This window comes from Lentibacter algarum (assembly GCF_018860975.1).
Lineage (GTDB): Bacteria > Pseudomonadota > Alphaproteobacteria > Rhodobacterales > Rhodobacteraceae > Lentibacter > Lentibacter algarum_A.
This window is the reverse complement of record NZ_JAHKQI010000005.1, coordinates 1-20,441: the sequence shown is the minus strand read 5'-3', so window position 1 is coordinate 20,441 and position 20,441 is coordinate 1. Positions and strand designations below refer to the sequence as shown.

The following is a 20,441-nucleotide window of genomic DNA, read 5'->3' as shown; positions in this document are numbered from 1 at the left end:
ATGAGTGATCGGTTTGACTATTTCGTTGTCTTTGCAGAAATGCGCACAGGCTCCAACTTTCTTGAAGCCAACCTGAATGCTCTAGATGGGGTGAGCTGTTTGGGCGAGGCGTTCAATCCGCATTTTATCGGCTATCCGAACCGAGACGACTGCCTCGGAGTCAGTGAAGATGCGCGCAATGCAGACCCTCGTGTTCTGATCACAGCGATCAAGAATACCGAGGGCATGGCCGGCTTTCGGTTTTTTCATGATCATGAGCCGCGGATTTTGAACGAGATACTCGGCGACGAGCGTTGCGCAAAGATTATTCTGACGCGCAACCCTGCTGAAAGCTACGTTAGCTGGAAGATCGCAAAGGAAACCGGCCAGTGGAAGCTGACCAACGTCAAGAAACGCAAAGACGCGCGCGCGGTTTTTGATGCACGTGAATTTGACGCCCATTTGGAGCAGTTGCAGTCATTTCAGCTACGGCTGATGAAAGCGTTGCAAACCACAGGCCAGACTGCGTTTTATGTGGCCTATGAAGACCTTCAGGATGTTGACGTGACCAACGGGCTGGCAATGTTTTTGCAGCAAGACGCCCGGCTTGAAAGACTCGACAAAAACCTCAAACGTCAGAACCCCGAACCGCTGTCAGAAAAAGTTGAAAACTTCGAAGATATGCAGAACGCTCTGGCCAAGATCGATCGCTTTGATCTGACGCGCACGCCCAACTTCGAGCCACGGCGCGGCGCTGCCGTGCCGAGTTATACTGCCTGTGCAAAGACGCCGCTGTTGTTCTTGCCGGTGCGCTCAGCCCCTGAGCAGGAAGTGCGACAATGGATGGCTGGCCTTGACGGGGTGAGCACCGACGAGCTGATCGGTGAGTTCACTCAAAAAAGCTTGCGACAATGGATGCGCAAACACCCGGGGCACCGTAGTTTTAGTGTGCTCAGGCACCCCGCCCCACGTGCGCACCACGCCTTTTGTGAGCGGATCCTGAACAAAGGCCCTGCGTGTTTTTCTGAAATCAGACGCACGCTGAAGCGAGTTCACAAACTGCCCATTCCGCAGGACACCCCGGACGACAGTTGGACAGTCGAGCAACACCGCGAGGCCTTTTTGGCGTTTCTGGACTTTGTCAAAGCCAATGTCGCGGGCCAAACTGCGGTGCGATCTGACGCATCGTGGGGCACTCAAGCTGGCATTTTGCAAGGTATGGGAAACTTCGCTTTGCCCGACTTTGTTCTGCGCGAAGATGAACTAGAGGCCTATTTGCCTGCACTCGCGCTGCAAGCCGGTGCGCAAACAGAGGTGAGTCTGCCCACTCCAGAAGCAGACACACCGTTTACGTTAGAAGATATCTATGACGATGAAGTTGAGGCGCGTGTCGCGACGGCTTACCAGCGCGACTATCTCGTATTCGGGTTTAGCCGCTGGAAACAGGCCTAGGCTGCGTTCAGCGTGGCCTCTTCCGTGATGATTGTGTAAAGCGTTGACGGCAGTTTGTTGGAGCGCAGTTTGGTGCAGCGATCAGCGTCACGCAGCGCGCGTGACACCCGCGCCAACGCCTTGAGGTGTTCAACCCCTGCATCACTCGGAGCAAAGAGCGCAAAGGCCAAATCGACCGGCTGTTTGTCAACAGAACTGAAGTCGATCGGTTTTTCGAGCGACACAAACACACCCACGACCTCGTTGAGACCGGCAACACGCGCATGTGGAAGAGCAACGCCCTTGCCAACACCTGTCGGGCCAAGGTTTTCGCGCTCTTGCAAGGCAATCACGGCTGATCCGGCATCAATACCGTAAACAGACGCCGCCGTGTCGGCGAGCTCCTGAAGAAGGCGCTTTTTGCTTGAAGCGGAAGAGATTACTCGCACCGCTTCAGGCTTGAGAATTGCGGACATTTCCATGGTTGCAAACTGCTCCAAGGCGTTTGTCCTATGAAAGGACGTGCCTGTTAACTTGTCGGGTCTATCCAGCCGATATTGCCGTCATCGCGGCGATATACAACATTGAGCCCGTTCTTTCCCTCATTACGGAAGACAAGAACCGACGAACCTGCGAGTTCCATCTGCATGACCGCTTCACCGACAGACAAGGAAGGAATTTTGGCTTCCATCTCAGCGATGATCATTGGTTGCAGGGTCTCGGGTTCCGAATCCTCATCTTGGTGTTCTGAAGCGAGGATATACGAGGCCCCGCCAGAAAGTTCAACCGGTTCGGCGCGCTCTTTGTGGTGGTCTTTCAGGCGGCGCTTGTAGCGGCGAAGTTGCTTCTCCATTTTCTCACTGCAATTGTCGAAAGCCGCATAAATTTCGTTGGCATGTGCCTTGGCAGACGCAGTAAGGCCAGTTGACAGATGCACAGTGGCTTCGCAGATAAACTCGTGACCGCTCTTTGAAAAAACCACATTCGCATCAGTCGGTCGCTCGGCATATTTTGCCACTGCTGCTCCGAGATCATCTTGAACATGCTGTTGAAGGGCCGACCCAATGTCGATTTGCTTTCCACTGATTTGGTAGCGCATCTTTTCTCCTGTTTTTTGATGTCACGAATCCTGCGTAAACATGGTGAACCCCATATTTTAAGCCTGTTTCGTGCTGGGAAATGACATTTCTCTAGCTTGTCTTAGGCCGTGGCCCAAAAGGCTGGCAGTTCTGTTCGCCCTGACGAAGTGTCGAGTTGTCATACCTCATTTGAGGCCAGACAGCAGGGGTTTGTCAACATAAACAAAGTTAAAGACAGGTTAAGGCGCTAGGAGATGCGGAAACTGTCGCCAAGGTAAACACGGCGCACGTTCTCGTTTTGCACGACCTCTTCGGGCGCGCCTGACATAAGCACTGTGCCATCATGCAAGATGTAGGCACGATCAACAATTTCGAGCGTTTCGCGCACATTGTGATCGGTGATCAGCACACCGAGCCCACGCTTTTTAAGATCAGCAACCAGCGAACGAATGTCGCCAACCGAGATCGGATCAACACCGGCGAAAGGCTCATCAAGCAGCAAATATGCCGGGTCGGCCGCCAGACAACGGGCTATCTCGACGCGCCGCCGCTCGCCGCCGGACAAGGCCATAGCGGGCGCCCGGCGCAGATGTTCGATTGAAAACTCCGACAGCAGTGATTCAAGCTTTTTACGCCGCTTGCGTCTGTCGCGTTCAGAAATTTCAAGCACAGCGGCAATGTTGTCTTCTACCGACATGCCTCGAAAGATCGACATCTCCTGCGGGAGGTAACCGATACCAAGTTGCGCCCTGCGATACATCGGCAAGTCAGTGGCGTCGCGACCGTCAATGAGCACAGAACCGCTTTCGGCCTGAACAAGGCCAGCGACAGAATAGAAGGTCGTTGTTTTGCCAGAGCCGTTTGGCCCTAAAAGTGCAACAACCTCACCGCGCTTAAGCGACAGGGACACATCACGGATAACCGGACGGCGCTTGTAACTTTTGCGCAGGTTCTTCACTTCAAGGCCTTGATGGCCGTCAGCGACTGACAAGTTGGGCGACTGATCTTTACTGTTTGACATTGAGCACCGTCTTTACGCGGCCTTCCATACGGGCCGTGCCTGATTTTGTATCTACACGCATCTTGTCGGCAGTTATGGCGGTTGCACCCTGCACGAGCAATACATTGCCTGATAGCGTGATGATGCCGGTGTTAATGTTGTAAGTCGCACTCGCGGCTTCAGCGGCGTCTTGCCCGCTGACAAGCGTGACTTTACCGGAAGCTTTTAGCTCGCTGATTTGCGAGCGGTCGGCGTTATAGACCACGTTCACAACATTTGCAGAAAGGCGCATAGCCCCCTGCCCGACAAGCACATTGCCGGTAAGTGTTGCGGAGCCAGTGTTTTGATTGATCGACATATTGTCAGCCGCAACCTCAACCGGGCCGGAGGTGTCTTGCTTGACGTTGCCAAAGGCAATGCTTGCACCCTGTGCGGAAGCCGAAAGGGGCAGAGTGAAAAAGGCTATGATCAAAAGGGCTTTAAGGCGGTTCAAATGTTAATCCTCGGGTTTGTGAGGTGTGTATATCAGCTTAACACCATTTGAGAAAAGAAGATGAGCATCTTTTTCACCTTCGGGCACTTCGATAGTCATTTGTCCGGCTGTAAGGGATGATGCTGGCCCCCGGCCCGTGACTGGCCCATCAGAAATGACCGACAGGTTGAGCATATTGATATCAAGGCCGGACGCCTCGAAAGAAAAGCCGCTAGTTGTTGTCGCGAAAACTGCCGAAGACAAACGAATGCGGCCGCCTTTCGCGTCATACTGAGCGACGCCTGCTTGCATATTCACGTCAGCGCCAGACACCAGTTTGATACTTGTCTTAACTTGCTCGGCGATGGTGATATCGCTGTTTTCATCGCTTTGCTTGGCAAATGCCGCGTTGAGCGAGACCAAGTCACCGCGCGAAGTAACACCGAACACTTCGGGAGACGAGATTTGCTGATTGCGTGTGCGCTCTTCAATGTCGGCTTCCGAAAACGGGATCGACGAGATCGGATCAGTGCTTTTGGACAGCAAAAACAGAGTAGACAACAGGCCCAGCGCAATGATCGGCAGGATGATTTTCGCCCAAGCGACGATGCGCGTATGCCTGTCGATAGTGCTTTGCATGGTTGCCCTTGATTTGCGGCGTTACGAATGCGCGAAGATATCGGTTTCTGGCCAACCTTCCAGATCAAGGACAGCGCGGGTTGGCAAGAAGCGGAAACACGCTTGCGCCAACTCGTCACGGCCTTCTCTGGCAAGCATCACTTCCAGCTTTTCGCGAAGCTCGTGCAGATAGAGCACGTCGGAGGCGGCATATTCGATCTGTGCTTTGCTGAGGGTGTCAGCGCCCCAGTCGGAGCTTTGCTGTTGCTTGGAAATGTCCTTTGACAACAGCTCTTGCAGCAGGTTTTTCAGCCCGTGCCTGTCGGTGTATGTGCGGATAAGGCGGCTGGCAATTTTGGTGCAGTAGACAGGAGCGGTGAGCGCACCGAATGTGTGCTGCAAAACCGCGATGTCAAAGCGCCCGAAGTGAAACAGTTTGAGCACATCCGGATTTGTCAGCATGGCGCAAAGGTTTGGCGCTGATGTCTGGCCTTTCTCGACTTGCACAAGGTGTGCGTTGCCGTCACCCGACGACAGCTGCACAACACAAAGCCTGTCGCGGTGCGGATGCAGGCCCATTGTTTCACAGTCGATCGCCACGATTGGCCCTAGGTCTAGCCCGTCGGGCAGATCGTTTTTGTAGAGATGGTTTGTCATTCGAGCGCCCTTGTGCGGATGTGTTGTTACGACTGTAATACCGCCTTGCGTCTCAAGATCAAGCAAGCGTTGCCTGTGTTGTAACCCAGCGGAACAATTGCGCTGCTTTGTGGGCTTGTTAGGCTCACCACAAAACAACGCATCTTGAAGGACTATGCCATGAGCAATGTTGATACTCTTTTTCGCCCCGCCGAGCTTGGCAAGTTGAACCTAAAAAACCGTATTGTTATGGCGCCGATGACACGGACGTATTCTCCCGGAAACGTTCCCAATGATCTGGTCGTTGATTACTATCGCCGGCGTGCCGCGGGTGGTGTTGGGCTGATCATAACAGAAGGCACCTTTGTCGGGCATAAAGCAGCAAGTGGCTACCCCAATGTGCCAGCCTTTGCTGGTAACGATGCATTGGCAGGTTGGAAACGGGTTGTGGATGCCGTGCATGCTGAAGGCGGCAAGATTGCTCCGCAGTTGTGGCACGTCGGGGCAATTCGACGCCCGGGCGTTATGCCGGGTGGCGACACACCTGGCCACAGCCCAAGTGGCATGGTTGCCCCCGGTAAAGTTACTGGCCATGCGATGACCCAAGACGACATTGATGACGTTGTCGCAGCATTTGCTCAGGCGGCGGCAGACGCCAAAGACGTTGGCTTTGATGCAATCGAGTTGCACGGTGCGCATGGGTATTTGATTGATCAGTTTTTTTGGGACGGAACAAACCAGCGCGACGATTCTTATGGCGGTGATCTGGCTGCACGCTCGAAGTTTGCTTTGGAAGTTGTCGCGGCCTGTCGTGCCGCAGTTGGCGAAGACTTCCCTATCATTTTTCGGTTTTCGCAGTGGAAACAGCAGGATTACACGGCCCGACTGTGTGAAACACCTGAAGCCCTGAGCGATTTTCTCGGCCCGCTCTGTGACGCTGGTGTTGACATTTTTCACTGCTCTACACGGCGCTTTTGGGAGCCGGAGTTTGAAGGCAGCGACCTAAACCTCGCCGGCTGGACACGCAAACTGACAGGCAAGCCAGCGATTACAGTTGGGTCGGTTGGCTTGAACGCCGACTTTTTGCCTGAAGACGGCAGCGCAAACTTCAATGCAGCCGAGCCCGCAAGCATCGACAACCTGATAACACGGTTGGAGCAAGACGAATTTGACTTGGTTGCTGTAGGCCGCGCTCTGATCGCAAACCCCGAATGGGCAAACCAAGTTGCTGACGGCAACTTCGAGAAGCTGGCTGCGTATGAGAAGGAAATGCTGAAGGAGTTGAAGTAAGTTTCGTCTGTTAGAAATCAAAGCCTGACTGTGCTGAGATTCCCAGCGCTCGAAGGTGTCGACCCAGGATCGGCGCAGCCTCAAAACCGCTGACCTCCTCTGGAGTGCAGCCTTCTAGCAGAGCTGAGATATCTTCAGCTCTGCTTACACTGACAAAGCTCTGGGCCGGAGACACATAGACTTTAGCCTTTTTGTTTAGAAGCACCATCTCGCAAACGTTGGTTAAAGAGCCAATGCTTTCTCTATCCCAGAGAACCAAAGCAAAATCTGCTTTCGCGGCCATCGCCCTGTCTTTTTCAGTGTGGATGGCGCGGCCTTTGAGTTTGGAATCAACAGAGATTCTCACCGCTGACCAAGGCCCGATCACATTTCGACAGGTATCGCCCGCAAAAAAGACGGTAACGTTCGGATAGCCGACTTGGGCCAGATAGGACTGCATCGCCTTGTCGGCTCCGTTTGCATCACCAATGATCACAGTAAGCTGCTGGTCGATGATCGCTTGAAGGCGCTCTTTGATTGCTCCGTTAAGTCGAGAGAGTTTGCGCGACCCCGACAGAAAGACTGTGTTCATATGTTTTTCCGCGTTCGTGTCATTGTCAGAACCCAAACTTCACCCGCATTCTCTGCCCCTTTTAGCACAGAACAGCATGCGCGTAATGTTGCACCGGATCTATAGACATCGTCCAGTAGCAGGACCTTCTTCCCTGAAATGTCTTCGCCTCCGATCGCCTTGATGTTTGCATTTAGCGCAGTTTCTCGTGCAGCCGGATCAGTGATTGTTTTGAGTTCAATCTCACCGGAGTTGCCTAAAAACCCGGTGAGCACACGAGTATCGAGTTGTTCACCCAAAGCCAGCGCGACGGCATCAACCGGCTGTCTCTCACGGGGCTTAGAAGCGGGAACGGGGATGATATAATCAAACCCTTCAATAGTTATGTGATTGCGAATGAGTTTGGTGATCTCGGGAACAATTGAGAACTCATTTAGATACTTCAGCTGGTAAACCAACTCTCCGATTTTGCTTCGGGTGTTGTCCCATGTGTCATGCCCGAAAGCGTCAACGCCCGTATGCCGGCTGTGCACTGTGTGAACGTCACACGCAAAGCCACCTTTCCAATTGCCGAACAGCTCGTTTGACAGAGACCCATAGAGACCGGCGACTGTCTGGTTGCCTTCCTTGCGGGTGTCATGCCGCTGCGCATCTGGCGGAGAAATTGCCATGATATAGGCAAAGATCTGCTCGGCGCGTTCCTCATTCATGAGCATTTCAAACGCTTCGGTCAGCTCGGCGTTCTTATCAAGTTTGCGCTTAACATCGGTTAGAAATCCGTAATGCGCCAAAGCGATGTCATTGAGCTCGCCAAGGATTTGCGCCTTGTCACCCAGCTGTTCCAACCCTTGCGGAACTATGTATCTCGCAACAGTTTTGAGCTCTGGCTCAGCTTGAGGTTTGTTCTCTCCTGCATCTTGGAACTGACGTTCTACACGCGCATTGATTTGCTTGAATTCAGGATCTTGCTTAAAGCGTTTGCCGAGCTTCATCCTACTTTCTGCGACCTCAAGGCGCGACTGAACAAGGCATTTTTCAGCGAAGTAGACGCCTTTGGCTTCGAGCTTGATGTTAAACAAGGTCAGGCGTTTGTTTGCCGTCTCAAGGCTGTCATTGACTGCGTCTAAAGCGCCTTCGATCTTTTGCGGAATGCTTGGTTGATCGGCCTGCTGCCCTTGCGTTGCTGTGTCAGCGTCGCCCTTGCCCCAGTTCCCTATCTTATTGAGCCAACTGCCAACTGCCACAGTGATAAGCAAAACATGCGGCATGGCGGCGACAAGGCAAATCGGGTTGAGGCAAAGCCCGAAGAACAACAGCTGATTGAGAAACATGACGACAATGAAGGTGCCGGTATAGGTTGCGGCAACGGTCTTGGTTCTTTCCCAGAGATCTCGGAACATTCTCTTGTCGCTCATCATTTTGTAAAATGGACAGACCCTCAGGGCACTTTCCTCGTTGTTGTAGCTTGTCTCTGAGCGCTTCGTAAGGGGTCTGACCGTTATGCGCGCCGTGGGGTCTGGCGAAGTTGTAGAACCGCTCCCATTCGCCAAGTTTAGCCTCCAGATCGACGTCGCCTTTGTAGCTAAGAAGTTGATAGAACTCTTGCTGATCAGAACGGTGAGCTTCCTGAATTCCTATGCCGTTGAGGTTGAAAAATCACGGGATGCTGGAACATTGGTCTTTGTTGGGGCCCGTTTGCCAAACAACAATTTGGCATCAGAATTTCAGGCCACAGGGTCGCAAACAAACGTCAAAGTTATCGGGGATTGTTTGGTTCCAGGGATGATACAGGCCGCAATCCATTCCGGTCACGGGGTTGCAAAAGAGCTTATCCAACCGGGGGTCTCTGAGTTCCGATAGGAGAAACCTAAAACGTTAGGTATTGCATAGGAGAGGTTGACGATCTGGGAGCAGGTCCTGCGCGGTTCGGTCAGTTTGTACCGCCCGCATCATGACCTGCCACCTTCCATCGTTAGTTTGTGTTACTCTTCGATGTGGTGAACGAAGAGATTGGACACCGTTTTGCGATGTTACAATGAACCTTCAGCAAGAGGCGGGTAATCCGTGTATCCGCGCGCATCGCCGCCGTAGATTGTCGCGGGGTCCATCGCAGTCAGTTCCGCTGAGGCCTTGAAACGCGCAGGGAGATCTGGATTGGAAATGAATGGCCGCCCATAGGAAATCATCGTCGCCTTGCCAGCGTCAATGTGGGCTGCCCCTTCTTGCGCGTCAAAGTCACCGTTTGAAATTAACGGGCCATCCCAATGTTTGCGCAATGCGTCCATGACAACGGCATCTTCGGGATTGGGCGGCACAAATGGCAGGCGTTCGCTGAGGTGCAGATACGCCAGGTTCAGGGTATTTAAGGCACTGATCACATGGGTAAATGTCGCGACAGGGTCACTGTCATGCATGTCATTGAAATCGGATTTTGGCGACAGCCGCACGCCAACGCGATCAGAACCCCATATGGCAATTGCGTCGTCGGTGATTTCATTCAGGAACCGATAACGGTTTGCGGCCGAGCCACCGTAGATGTCGTCTCGTTGGTTGGCGCCATCTTGCAAAAACTGGTCAATCAAATAGCCGGCGGCGGCATGAATTTCGACACCATCAAACCCGGCCTCTAGGGCGTTCTTGGCCGCCTGTGCAAAGTCGGTGCGCAGCTCGGAAATTTCGTCCAATGTCAGCGCGCGCGGCGGTGTTGCGGCAATCGGTCCCTGAAATGTCATGATCTCGCGGCTGATGCCAATCGCAGAAGGTCCAGCGCAATCGCGCCCCTCTGGCATTAGAGAGTCATGTGCCGCGCGACCCGCATGCCAAAGCTGCGCGAAAATCAGACCACCTTTTTCGTGAACCCTGTCCGTGACGGTTTTCCACGCGGCTATTTGTTCGGCGTTGTACAGGCCAGGGGCACACATTCCGTTGGCCCAATCATTCACCATGATCGATTCCGAAATGATCAAACCTGCGGTGGCGCGTTGACCGTAGTAGTCTGCGACAACATCTGTCACGACGCCGTCTTTGCGCGCGCGATTGCGGCTCATTGGGGCCATGATGATCCGGTTTGGGACCGTGTAGCGACCAAGGTTTGTGGGCTCAAAAAGAATAGACATGGGATTTCCCGATTTGAAACTTTTGAATTTGTGATTTTCGGCGCGCGCTCAACCGATGCGTTGATGACAAAACACAGGTCCAGCGCTCACCGATTTGAACAATTATTCTTCGACGTGCTGGTTGAACATGTCCGCTACGATTTCCCAGGTGTCGCCTTCTTTTTCGAGCACAAACAGATAGGTGCCGGTAAAGTCCAAACCTGCCTTTTCAACCAGAACGATGGCATCGCCGATCATCACGGCCTGAGTGCCATCATCAGATATCGTGAGATGGTCAACGGTGTGAGAAATACTACCTTCGTTTGCAACCAAGAACGAGAAAGTCTGACGCGCTAGCACCGGAGCAGGGGCCGGGGGTGTTTTGGGCGCGATCCAAAGCGACTCTTCGCCATACAAAGAGACAATTCCGTCGACGTCATGGGCTTCTGCATAGGCGTTAAAGCGGTCGTTGAAGGCCAGCAATTCTGCTTCGAGTTCGGCTTGATGCCCATCTGCAAAAGAGGCGAGCGGCGACAGCAGAAATGCGGTCGCGAGTGTTGTCATGAGTTTCATTTTGAGTTCCATTCTTTGGGTCTTGAAAGGGGGTTCAAGCCGAAACCTGCGTTTATTCTTGTGAGGGTGTCAGGATGACTTCGCGGATGATCTGCCAGCGGCCGTCCTCAAAGACAAAGTCGATGCTGAGTGTGATGATCTCTTCTTTGCCGGTTAGTGTATTCTTGCGGCTGATCAAAATGTGGGCTTCTTCGTCATTCGCCTCGACAAGGTGATAGCGCGCCCAGACGTTATGTTCGCCGGCGGCGTCGCCCATAACGGTGGCGATATAGGCCATGAAACCCGGTTTGTCGTTGCGCACGAGCGTTTCACTGCCTTGCATCATGTAGATCTGCATGTCGCGGTGATAGGTCTTATCAAGCACCTCAAGTCCATGCCCTGAAACACCGTTGATCAAAGCATCAAGCGTCGCCTTTACGGCCACGGCTTGCGGGTGATCTGTCGTCATATCCATTTGTTTTTCCTTTGAATTCGCGGTGTGATCAGGCGTATGTGCCATTGGCTGGAAACACTTCGGTCATACCGCGCATGAACCTGAGCCCCCCGACCAGAGATGTTAGTTGAGGGCGGATGAAGGGGACGTTTGCGATTTCAACCATGCGCAGTTCGCCATCTTCGTTGACCAGAAAAAGACCCGGTTCAGCGAAGGGCGCTTCGACATCAATTCCGTGGCGTGGGCTTGAGATGTAGAGGCCAAGGTCCTGCATCTGTTTTATGCTAAGGCCGTAACCGACGGGGAAACTTGGGTTAACCTGAGAAATTTGATCAGCTGCGCGCTGTTCGGTGTCCGCCGAGACTGCTGCGACATCGATGCGCAATTCCTTCAGCTGCGGAACAATTTCTTCCAGTTCGTTGAGATAGCGCGTGCAGACCGGGCAGTGCTTGCCCCGATAAACAACGATAAGCTTCCAATCATAACCGTCGCGTGGTTTACCTAAATCCATTGTGTCGCCCGCCAGTTGAGGGACAATTACAGAAGGGAAGGCCGTTCCCGGTTCAGGTTTCTTGGGCATCATTTGATCGTTCCTTGACTTTTATAGTGATCGATACATAAACAACAATGTGTAGCCGTCAAGGACTTTTATTATGAACGATACAAAAAAAATTGGTCGTCCGCGTAGCTTTGTCGAAGCCGAGGCGCTTGAAGCTGCGATGAATGTGTTCTGGGCGAAGGGATATGACGGCACGTCTATGAAGGATTTGACCGCGGCCATGGGAATAAGCGGCCCGAGCCTTTATTCAACGTTTGGCGATAAACGCGGTCTCTATCTCAAAACAATTGATCTATATGCGGATGTAGACGGATGCGCACCTGTTGTCGCATATGAGGCTGAGCCCGATATCACCAAAGCTGTGCGCGACTTTCTGACAACTGTTGTCACATATTCAACTCAGCAAGAGGGTGGGCCAAAAGGATGCTTCTTAGCCTCCTGCGTTGCAACAACCGTTGGCGAAGTCGAGGGTGTCGCCGAGCGCATGGAGAGCGCGATTAAAGCAACCGATCAGCGCCTTGCACTGAAATTCGAACGTGAAGTTAAGTTGGGAAACCTGCCGCAAGATTTTCCTGCGCTTCACCGTGGCAGACTTCTGAATGATCTACGGCAAGGATACGTCCACCGCAGCCGTGCAGGTTGGTCGGCAGAAGCGTTGCTCGAGGATTTGGAAGACCGCGTTCAAATGGTGCTTTCTTGGGCCTAGGCTAGGAAAATGCGATGCCGTGATGGAGCCTGCGTCGCGCATTGACCGCTATTTTGCATTCTCTATGGCACGATGTCGCCGTTCTGACATTCAATTCCGCTGTTGATGATCCCAGCCACTTCAGCGCCGCCAATCGTGTTGAACCTTGTTTGGCTTGACGCCATTGCGACACCAGTCTGGAGCGCGCTGCGTAATTTTTTCACCCCAGTTTGATGTACGGGCGCGGATTGGCGGATTGGCGGCGTTAAGGCAATCCATCACAGCTGCTTGTTTCAAGTCACCGTAATTCAGACGCCCAAATACGCCTGCTCAAGGATGGTTCGATCATTCTTGAGCTGCTCAGGGTGGCCTTCAAACCGCAGTTTTCCCTGGGACAAAACATAACAATAGTCAGCCACATCCAATGCAAGCTGAGTGAATTGTTCGATCAGCAGGATGCCAATACCCTTGGTGCGCAGGTCACGGATCACGTCAATCAACCGGTCGATAATAACGGGCGCAAGGCCCAGCGACATTTCGTCAATCAATAAAAATCGTGGCTTGGAAACCAGAGCCTGAGCAATGGCGACCATTTGCTGTTGCCCTCCGGACAGGGACCCCGCCGCCTGATTTTTGATTTTGACAAGCTCAGGGAAGATCACAAAAGCATTTTCAACTGCTGTGGCGCGGGTGCGGGGATCAAGGGTGTGGCCGGCGGCTTTCAGGTTATCAAGCACACTCAGGCCACCCAAGACCTGATGACCTTCGGGCACCGTTGCGACGCCCGCTGCGCGAATGGTCTGAATGCCTTTACCGTTCAGGAAGGTTTCATCCACCGCGAATGCACCCGACGCCAGTGGCATGACCCCGGCAAGGCACAGCACCAGTTCGGATTTTCCGGCCCCGTTGGGACCAAGAAGGGCAACAATCTGGCCCTCGGCGACCTCAAGCGACACATCGTCAATCACAGTACGGGTGTTGGATTTGATGGTGAGATTGCTCGCTTTTAACATGGTAATGTTCCTTTCTTAGCGACCCAGATAGGCGGCTTTGACGGCTTCATCGCGCAGCACGTCTTCGGTGGGACCAAAGGCGATCAGTTTTCCAAAATCTAGCACTGCCGTTGACGCGCAGACATCGCGGATCAGATCAACGTCGTGGTCGACCATGATGATCTGCGCGCCAAAACGCGACTTTGTCTCGCGGATGATGAACCGCAAGTGCTGCATTTCCCCTTCAGATAGACCACCACCCGGTTCATCGAGCAGGATGATCCGCGGGCGGTCGATGAGGCATTTGGCGATCTCTGTCATGCGCTTTTGAAACGGGTTCAGATCGGCTCCGAGGGTGTCGCGCTCGTCGGTTATGTTGGTGAAATCAAGTACCTCGGACATTCGGGCATTGCGTGCGCTGCGCGGCACGCCGTTGGCTGTCAGCACTGTGCGCAGGTGATCGGCGACAGTGATGTCATCGACGACCTGCACCTTCTGAAATGACCGCGCGAGGCCCCAGCAGGCGCGTTTGTGCGGTGCCATGTGCAACAGGTTTACCCCGTCAATCACGACCTTTCCGTCCGTTACTGGCGCAAAACCCGAAAAGGCGTTTGTCAGCGTAGTTTTGCCTGCGCCGTTGGGACCAATCAGCCCGACCACGTCATCGCTGATATTCAGGGTTAAGCTGTCCAGCGCGACAACGCCGCCGTATTTCACGGTCAGGTTTTCGATGGTGATCATGACGGTTTCCTTTGCAATGCACCCAGCAACTGACCCGCGATGCCGCGCGGGGCGGTCATGATCGCGTGCAATAGAGCAGCGCCGAACAAGATCAGCGCGAGGTCTGCGGACAGGCCCCAGTCGTTCAACAACGCGGGCAGCAGTTTATATAGAACGCCTGCAATGATCGCGCCGACCCAAGAATAGGCCCCGCCAACAACCGCTAGGGCAAATAGCAAGATCCCTTCGGACGCGAGGAAACTGCGCGCATCAAGCTGGCCAAGCGCGCCCGACAGCAATGCACCCGCAATCCCGGCCAATAGGCCCGACAGGGCAAAGGCCCAGATTTTATAGAACGTCACGTTGATGCCAGCGGCCATGGCGTTGGCCTCTGATTGACGGATCATCGCCCACGCACGGCCGGGTCCGGTGATGCGATGCAGCGCCACGAGTCCAAATCCGGCAGCCATGATGACAAGGGTATAGCGCAGGTAGCCAACATCGCTTTGCGCCACACTGGGGCGGCGAATGTCAGCCGCCGATTGGCGCGCGACGCCCCAGAACCCTTCGCCGCCGTTGGGGAATTGAAACGCGTTGAACAGGATTTGAAACGCGCCCGCTGCCATCAGCGTCACCAGTGCGAGGTACAGCCCCCGCATCCGCAATGCAGGCAATGCGAGGATTGCCCCGACAAAGGCCGTGGCCACGCCCGCGATAACAACAATCACCGTGAACGGCAGCGGCGTGGCGTAGTTCAGCCGCAAGGCGACCCAACCGCCGACCCCGATCAGCGCGATCTGCGCCAGATTGATCAGGCCAAGTTGTGCGAACAGCACCGAAATTCCCGCCGCACCAAGGGCAAAGATCGCAGCAGAGGTGACAACCTTGACCCAAAGGGACGACAGGATCAGCGGTAAGATCAGAACCCCGATCAGCAGTATGGCAAGGGGCGTGATTTGAGAACGGGGCATCCTAGACCTCTTTCGCGAAGGTGAGTTTCTGGCCGCGCTGCATCCAAATGATAACAAGGGCGGCGATCAGGAAGGGGGCCATAGTGCGCAAGGGCGCGGCAGGCTTGTAGAGGGTCAGCATGGATTCCGCGACACCTATGAAAAGCCCCCCCGCCAGCGTCAACGGCAGGGACGTTAGCCGCCCGCAAATCGCCGCAGCGACAGCGGGAATAACCATGAAGGTGATTACAGTGGGTTCAAGACGCACAAGGCTGCCAAAGATCAGGCCCGTGAACCCTGCCAAAGCGCCGGAAATCCCCCAAGCGATGGTTTCGGTCCGCACAATCGGGATGCCCAGCAACGCGGCGTGGTCGCGGTTGTCGGCCAAGGCGCGCATGTTCAGCCCCATATTGGAGCGGCGCAAGTATTGCACCATGCCGATGACAACTGCGATACTGACAACAAAGGCGATGATGCGGGTCAGGGTGACGCGCACACCCAGCAAAGACAGGCCGATTTTGTCAGACGGCAGGTCGATCCTGCGCAGGGCGTCTTCCCAGATAAATCCGATCAAGCCCAAAAGAATTAGCATATAGCCAAGCGTTGCGATGGCTTTGACAGCAGGTTCGCGCCACGCGAGCGACGGGGCGATCAGGCGGCCGTAAGCCACCGACAAAAGAATGCCGATGCAGACGGCCGATATCCAAGAGATCACACCCGGCAATCCCCAATCCGTGACCTGCCATGCAAACATCGCGCTAAACGCGGCAATCGCACCGTAGGCAAAGTTGAGCACGCCGGTAGAGTTGCGCAGGATTACCAGCCCGATACCGCCCAAGGCGTAAAGCGAACCAACAGCGAGTCCGGAGACGAGGAAAAGGCCGTAAACCATGGCGGACATCCTTGGATGAAAAATTCGGTGAAAAGTGGCCGACGGACAGAGCGTCCGCCGACCAGTTCAGGGAGGTTATTGTGTAATGCCGAGGGCGGCTTCTTGGGCGCGAATCGGCTCAAAGTAGCTGCTCTCGATGGCGAAACAGTCGCGGACCACTTCGAACGCGCTGCCTGTATAAGCCACCATGCGGCCTGTGCTGTTGGGCATGTGACGGTCTGCATCGCCGACATAATATGGCGCACAGAGCAGATCGGATTCCGCACCGTTGATGGCACGAATCGCATCGCTGACGGTGGCGCGATCAATGCTGTCAGTGTCCAGTTCCAACAAGGCCTCTACGAAGAACTTGGCAGAAATATAACCTGACTGGGAAAACGTATCGCGGCGATCCCCGTCTTGGCCGAACGCCTCGACAACGGCGGCCCAGTTCTGGTTGTCAGCTCCATCGCTGTCAAAAGGCGCGAGTTCGATGTGGATATAGAGGTTGTCGTTCCAGTAGTCGCCCAGCACGTCAGCCACGCCGGGTTCATACAGCGGTGTGGGGGAGACCCATTTGAACAAATCGCGACCGCCTTGTTCTTCGGCGACCTTCAGCAGGCCAATCGCTGGACCGGCAGGAAGCATCAACAGGATTGTATCAGCGCCTTCGGACAGAGCCTGAAGGTAGACTGAGTTCAGATCGACCGCTGTTGGATCCATCAGAATGGACGTGCCTGTCAGGCCTTGGCTGGACATGTAATCTTCCATCCAATCGCAAGCCCAACCGCCGTTGTTGGGGATGTTAAAGCCGATGCAGGCGGCGTTTTTTGTACCCAGCTCTTCAACCGCGTAGGTCAGCGCGCCGATGCCGGATGGCAGGGGGCCTTGGTTGGTGGACACGATGTTAGAAGATTCGTAGCACTCGGAAATCGCACAGCCCGAGGCCATGACCATCACGTCTTCTTCTTCATAAAGGTTCGCGTTCACGGCCATGGACACGACGGACCCATTCCCGACTAGCGCGACAACGCCATCGTCGTTCACCAGTTTGGCGGCAACTTGGCCTGCCAGTTCAGGGTTCCACTGATCGTTTTCAACGATGTATTCGATGGGGCGACCGTTGATGCCGCCATTGGCGTTTACGCAATCGAAATAAGCCGCAGCTGCGTCTGTGCCGCCTGAAAAGTCACCGGGAGGGGCGTTACCGTTGATGCCGCCAACCTTGATCGGCTCACCTGTTGCGGCCTCGCCTGTGTTTAGTCCGCAGCTGGGGCCATGGCCGTCTGCCGCAGCACTGTTTGCAAATGAGGCAAGGCATAGCGCCGCCGCCCCTGCTAAAAGGGTTGTTGTCAGTTTCATTGGTTTTCTCCTGTTGGATTTCTAGGGGCAGGGCCTGCGCGCCGTTACGACGAGCCGTCCATGACTTTGCCCATGTATTCTTCTTCGCTGATCAAACCGCCGGCCTTTTCGGCCTTGCCCTGATCGTCGGGGTGCAAGAAAGGCTGAAGGGGTTCGATCCGTTTCCATGCGGGGTAGGGCTGTTTGCCGTCCGCGTCTGGCACGTAGATTGATTTTTCCTCAACCCGTTTGTGTTTGTGGATCATGCGGGCGCAGTTCTGGAACACGCGGGTCACTTTGACCTGGGCGACCATATTGCAGCCCGGGAAATGCGCCATCAGATCGGGGTTTGTGGAGATTTTGGCATCCCCTTGGACACGGATGCGCCACGGTGTCTCAAAGTCCATGAACAACATGCCGACCTTGCTGGCCGCATCGATATTGCCCATCGACAACCACATACCGTTGCCGTCGTAGTTGGGGAACAACAACGTGTTGTCGCCTAGGTGTTTCACGAAGCCCACGGGCCCGCCTTTGTAGCTGACCGTTGGTTCGCCGTCCGCCGTTACGGTGGACAGGAAAAAGTAATCGCGGCTTTGAATGTAGTCGATGTGATAGTCTTCAAGCTCATCGCGCACGATGGCGCCGACAACGGCCAGTGCCAGTTTGTCGTGGCCGTTTTCGGCTTGCAGTTTGCGCTGCGCATCCGTGTAAAAATCATCCGGATTTGAAATTGCTGGTTCTTGGTCTGACATGCGCGTCTCCCTGATCGCATCACTGGCCCCGCAAACACTGCGAGGCCAGAGGTTCGGTTATTCTGCGGCTGTATCGATGGCCGCGCTGCGCTGTTCGACCACTTCTTCCCAGCCGGACGCATCATCAAAATTGACGACAGCGGACTGTTTGTTGCGGTTGATCAGCAGGCGTGTGCTGTCACGTTTGGCATAGTGTCCCGCCGGATCAGCGGCGTTTTTGGCATAGCCGATCATGTGCAGATCGATGTCTGCGTACATGATGCCTTCTTGATCATGGGGGATATGTTCCGCCAGTTCTGACCCGTCGGGCGCAAAGATGCGCGTGTGGCCACCGCCAACCGGCATCATCGCTTCCATGTCTTTGTTGCCGTCACACAGCATGTCCTGCATTTCTTTGGTGACAAGCGAACAGGGGGCAACTACGAAACACGATCCTTCAACAGCATAAAGCATCGACGCGCCATTGTTGACGACGGGGCCAAGGGCATAGGCCATATCTTTGTAAAGATGCAGGTTCGGCCAAGCCGCGATGTGAATCTGTTCATCCTGCGCATACATGGCGTATTTGGACAGCGGCTGAAGGTGTTCCCAGCACGCCAGTTGGCCGACACGACCGATCTTGGTCTGCACGACGTTCAGATCAGACCCGTCGCCTTCGCCGTAAACGGTGCGTTCAACATGGGTTGGTTTTAGCTTGCGACGGCGGTTCACGACCTCCCCTGTTTCATCAAAGTGCCACTGGGCGATGTACAAAGACCCGCCCGCACGTTCCGAACAGCCCATGGAAAGCTGGATGTTGTTGTCGCGGCAGGCTTTGGCAAGGCGTGCCTCTTGTTCGCTGCCCGCCTCAATGGAGTTATCGAAGTAGCGGCCAACGAACTGCATCTGCCACGCGACAGGGCCCAACCAGATGTGATTTGGGTAACCGGGCAGCCATGTTTCGCTGAACGCGATCAGGTGCGCGCCGTTCTTGGCGGCTTCTTGGATCAGGCCGATGGCTTTGTCGATGCCAGCGTCCAGATCCAGAAAACAGGGTGCGGCCTGAACCGCGGCGACTTTGAATTGCGTAGACATGGGTTTCCTCCTTTTGGTGCAAGTTGTGCTCCGCTTGCTGCCAATAACCCTGCACAGCTTCATGGTGTCGTGCTTTTGAAAAAGGGCGGAAAAACTTGTGTTTTGGTGCAAACTGGGGATGATTAGTTAACTTTGGGACTAGTTTTTATGGATATTCAAACACGCTACGACACGAACGACGTCGCCCCGGCTGACCGCATTGCCTATTGGAAAGAATCGGTCTGTGACAGCTATGTGAAATTAGGGTGCGATGCTGAAAACCGAACCCATTTCAGGGGTTTGATAGACATCGCGCGTCATTCTGTGTTGTCAATTTCGCGGGTTGCGGGGCTGTCCCATACGGTGGATCGGCGCAAACGAGACATCGGGGCTGCGTCGGATGCATATTTCCTGTTGAGCCTGCAAACAGCCGAATCGTCCCAGGTGACTCAGTTCGGGAAAACCGCGCTTTTGCGTCCTGGTGACATGGCTCTCTATTCCAGCACGGACCCGTACAGCCTGAAACTGTCCGATGATTTTAGCCAGACGGTTGTACAACTTCCTGCCAGTAAATTGATGGATCGTTTGCCTAATGCCGAAAGCCTGACAGCGCGCACCATCGACGGACAATCGGGGATCGGCAAACTAGTGCGCGAGAATATCCTCGCGTTTTCGGAGCATGTGAATACCCCCAATCCGATGCTGCAAAACCTGCTGCAAGACACGTTGATTGATTTGATCGCGACAGGCCTTGCCTCTGAGAGTGGGGACAAGGTTGAACTTTCATCGCCGGAACAGCACGTGCTGCTGCGCGCCAAATCGTTCATTCGAAACAACCTTGGAAATCCCGATCTTGACCGCAAGATGGTTGCTGATGAAATCAGCATGTCGGTGCGCCGGCTGGGTGAGATTTTTGCCAAAGAAGACGTAACGCTAAGCACCTACATCCGCCAAAAGCGGCTTGAGGCGGTAGCCCATAACCTGCGCGACGGTCGGTTTGCCCATCAATCCATCAGCGAGATTGCATTCCGTCACGGGTTTTCAAACATGCAGAACTTTTCAACGCTGTTTCGTACGCACAATGGCCAAAGTCCGCGCGATTACCGCAACGCCTTAACCTAAGCGGGACTGTTGCATTAACCGGCGAAATTTTGCGATTATAGTTGTGAAAGGGGCCATTATGCCAAGTAAACAGCCATTCAAGCGTCATCGGTTTCCAGCAGTGATCATTTTGTGCGCCGTCCGTTGGTATTTGCGGTTTCCGCTATCCTATCAGGACGTGGTGGATCTGCTCGCAGAACGCGGGATCACCGTTGATCGGTCGACCGTGTATCGATGGGTGATCAAGTTTGGGCCAGA

General features: G+C 54.4%; 23 protein-coding genes and 2 pseudogenes. 5 read left to right on the top strand and 20 right to left on the bottom strand.

Features of this window, described 5'->3' with window-relative positions; all coding sequences use genetic code 11:
• The gene (locus tag KO498_RS04410; RefSeq protein ID WP_215958681.1) at nucleotides 1–1,431 is read left to right on the top strand and encodes a nodulation protein NodH; all 1,431 of its coding nucleotides are present in this window, start codon (nucleotides 1–3) and stop codon (nucleotides 1,429–1,431) included.
• On the opposite strand, the gene KO498_RS04405 is transcribed toward KO498_RS04410, so the two are convergent.
• From KO498_RS04405 to KO498_RS04380, 6 genes are all read right to left on the bottom strand, one after another.
• Nucleotides 1,428–1,892 carry a PTS sugar transporter subunit IIA gene (locus KO498_RS04405; protein ID WP_215959397.1) on the bottom strand — a complete coding sequence of 155 codons (465 nt, stop codon included), beginning with the start codon at nucleotides 1,890–1,892 and terminating at the stop codon, nucleotides 1,428–1,430. The two genes, KO498_RS04410 and KO498_RS04405, sit on opposite strands and share 4 nt — an antisense overlap.
• Nucleotides 1,893–1,939: 47 nt before the next feature.
• A complete protein-coding gene (gene hpf / locus KO498_RS04400) occupies nucleotides 1,940–2,509 on the bottom strand; it encodes a ribosome hibernation-promoting factor, HPF/YfiA family (RefSeq protein WP_215958680.1) in 570 nt (189 codons plus the stop codon).
• Nucleotides 2,510–2,736: 227 nt separating this feature from the next.
• Nucleotides 2,737–3,510 carry an LPS export ABC transporter ATP-binding protein gene (lptB, locus tag KO498_RS04395; RefSeq protein ID WP_215958679.1) on the bottom strand — a complete coding sequence of 258 codons (774 nt, stop codon included), beginning with the start codon at nucleotides 3,508–3,510 and terminating at the stop codon, nucleotides 2,737–2,739.
• The gene (locus KO498_RS04390; RefSeq protein ID WP_215958678.1) at nucleotides 3,497–3,982 is read right to left on the bottom strand and encodes an LptA/OstA family protein; all 486 of its coding nucleotides are present in this window, start codon (nucleotides 3,980–3,982) and stop codon (nucleotides 3,497–3,499) included. Before KO498_RS04390 ends, lptB begins: the two co-directional genes overlap by 14 nt.
• Before the next feature lie 3 nt (nucleotides 3,983–3,985).
• Nucleotides 3,986–4,600 (bottom strand): LPS export ABC transporter periplasmic protein LptC, encoded by a 615-nt coding sequence (gene lptC / locus KO498_RS04385; RefSeq protein WP_215958677.1) that lies wholly within the window; start codon nucleotides 4,598–4,600, stop codon nucleotides 3,986–3,988.
• Between the two features lie 21 nt (nucleotides 4,601–4,621).
• Entirely contained in the window at nucleotides 4,622–5,236 is a 615-nt protein-coding gene (locus tag KO498_RS04380) for a ribonuclease D (protein WP_215958676.1), read from the bottom strand.
• A 159-nt stretch (nucleotides 5,237–5,395) separates the two neighbouring features.
• On the opposite strand from KO498_RS04380, the gene KO498_RS04375 reads away from it, so the two are divergent.
• A complete protein-coding gene (locus KO498_RS04375) occupies nucleotides 5,396–6,505 on the top strand; it encodes an NADH:flavin oxidoreductase (protein WP_215958675.1) in 1,110 nt (369 codons plus the stop codon).
• A gap of 10 nt (nucleotides 6,506–6,515) precedes the next feature.
• On the opposite strand, the gene KO498_RS04370 is transcribed toward KO498_RS04375, so the two are convergent.
• The 7 genes and pseudogenes from KO498_RS04370 to KO498_RS04340 form a co-directional block, all read right to left on the bottom strand.
• Nucleotides 6,516–7,112 carry a hypothetical protein gene (locus KO498_RS04370; RefSeq protein WP_215958674.1) on the bottom strand — a complete coding sequence of 199 codons (597 nt, stop codon included), beginning with the start codon at nucleotides 7,110–7,112 and terminating at the stop codon, nucleotides 6,516–6,518.
• Complete coding sequence (locus KO498_RS04365) at nucleotides 7,073–8,455, bottom strand: ComF family protein (RefSeq protein ID WP_215958673.1); 1,383 nt, start codon at nucleotides 8,453–8,455, stop codon at nucleotides 7,073–7,075. Before KO498_RS04365 ends, KO498_RS04370 begins: the two co-directional genes overlap by 40 nt.
• 58 nt (nucleotides 8,456–8,513) lie before the next feature.
• Nucleotides 8,514–8,678, bottom strand: a pseudogene (locus tag KO498_RS04360) (IS481 family transposase); the annotation flags it as partial.
• A 407-nt stretch (nucleotides 8,679–9,085) separates the two neighbouring features.
• The gene (locus tag KO498_RS04355) at nucleotides 9,086–10,171 is read right to left on the bottom strand and encodes an alkene reductase (RefSeq protein ID WP_215958672.1); all 1,086 of its coding nucleotides are present in this window, start codon (nucleotides 10,169–10,171) and stop codon (nucleotides 9,086–9,088) included.
• 102 nt (nucleotides 10,172–10,273) lie between these two features.
• Nucleotides 10,274–10,723, bottom strand: coding sequence for a YybH family protein (locus tag KO498_RS04350; protein ID WP_215958671.1), 450 nt, complete (start codon nucleotides 10,721–10,723; stop codon nucleotides 10,274–10,276).
• A gap of 52 nt (nucleotides 10,724–10,775) precedes the next feature.
• Nucleotides 10,776–11,177 (bottom strand): hypothetical protein, encoded by a 402-nt coding sequence (locus tag KO498_RS04345; protein ID WP_215958670.1) that lies wholly within the window; start codon nucleotides 11,175–11,177, stop codon nucleotides 10,776–10,778.
• A gap of 28 nt (nucleotides 11,178–11,205) precedes the next feature.
• Complete coding sequence (locus KO498_RS04340; RefSeq protein ID WP_215958669.1) at nucleotides 11,206–11,739, bottom strand: redoxin domain-containing protein; 534 nt, start codon at nucleotides 11,737–11,739, stop codon at nucleotides 11,206–11,208.
• Between the two features lie 70 nt (nucleotides 11,740–11,809).
• Here KO498_RS04340 and KO498_RS04335 point away from each other — a divergent pair, with 70 nt between their 5' ends.
• Nucleotides 11,810–12,421 (top strand): TetR/AcrR family transcriptional regulator, encoded by a 612-nt coding sequence (locus tag KO498_RS04335; RefSeq protein WP_215958668.1) that lies wholly within the window; start codon nucleotides 11,810–11,812, stop codon nucleotides 12,419–12,421.
• Between the two features lie 287 nt (nucleotides 12,422–12,708).
• Here KO498_RS04335 and KO498_RS04330 read toward each other — a convergent pair whose 3' ends face one another.
• From KO498_RS04330 to KO498_RS04300, 7 genes are all read right to left on the bottom strand, one after another.
• Nucleotides 12,709–13,413, bottom strand: a complete 705-nt coding sequence (locus KO498_RS04330) for an ABC transporter ATP-binding protein (RefSeq protein WP_215958667.1) — start codon at nucleotides 13,411–13,413, stop codon at nucleotides 12,709–12,711.
• Between the two features lie 15 nt (nucleotides 13,414–13,428).
• Complete coding sequence (locus KO498_RS04325) at nucleotides 13,429–14,133, bottom strand: ABC transporter ATP-binding protein (RefSeq protein ID WP_215959396.1); 705 nt, start codon at nucleotides 14,131–14,133, stop codon at nucleotides 13,429–13,431.
• On the bottom strand, nucleotides 14,130–15,083 hold the full coding sequence (locus KO498_RS04320; RefSeq protein WP_215958666.1) for a branched-chain amino acid ABC transporter permease: 954 nt from the start codon (nucleotides 15,081–15,083) through the stop codon (nucleotides 14,130–14,132). The genes KO498_RS04325 and KO498_RS04320 overlap by 4 nt, the downstream gene beginning before the upstream one ends.
• Nucleotide 15,084: 1 nt before the next feature.
• Complete coding sequence (locus tag KO498_RS04315; RefSeq protein ID WP_215958665.1) at nucleotides 15,085–15,954, bottom strand: branched-chain amino acid ABC transporter permease; 870 nt, start codon at nucleotides 15,952–15,954, stop codon at nucleotides 15,085–15,087.
• 75 nt (nucleotides 15,955–16,029) lie between these two features.
• Nucleotides 16,030–17,295, bottom strand: a complete 1,266-nt coding sequence (locus KO498_RS04310; RefSeq protein ID WP_215958664.1) for an ABC transporter substrate-binding protein — start codon at nucleotides 17,293–17,295, stop codon at nucleotides 16,030–16,032.
• Nucleotides 17,296–17,339: 44 nt separating this feature from the next.
• On the bottom strand, nucleotides 17,340–18,029 hold the full coding sequence (locus KO498_RS04305) for a pyridoxamine 5'-phosphate oxidase family protein (RefSeq protein ID WP_215958663.1): 690 nt from the start codon (nucleotides 18,027–18,029) through the stop codon (nucleotides 17,340–17,342).
• 57 nt (nucleotides 18,030–18,086) lie between these two features.
• Complete coding sequence (locus KO498_RS04300; RefSeq protein WP_215958662.1) at nucleotides 18,087–19,103, bottom strand: carbon-nitrogen hydrolase family protein; 1,017 nt, start codon at nucleotides 19,101–19,103, stop codon at nucleotides 18,087–18,089.
• Nucleotides 19,104–19,250: 147 nt separating this feature from the next.
• Here KO498_RS04300 and KO498_RS04295 point away from each other — a divergent pair, with 147 nt between their 5' ends.
• On the top strand, nucleotides 19,251–20,204 hold the full coding sequence (locus KO498_RS04295) for a helix-turn-helix domain-containing protein (RefSeq protein WP_215958661.1): 954 nt from the start codon (nucleotides 19,251–19,253) through the stop codon (nucleotides 20,202–20,204).
• A 58-nt stretch (nucleotides 20,205–20,262) separates the two neighbouring features.
• Nucleotides 20,263–20,441: pseudogene (locus KO498_RS18115) on the top strand (IS6 family transposase); the annotation flags it as partial.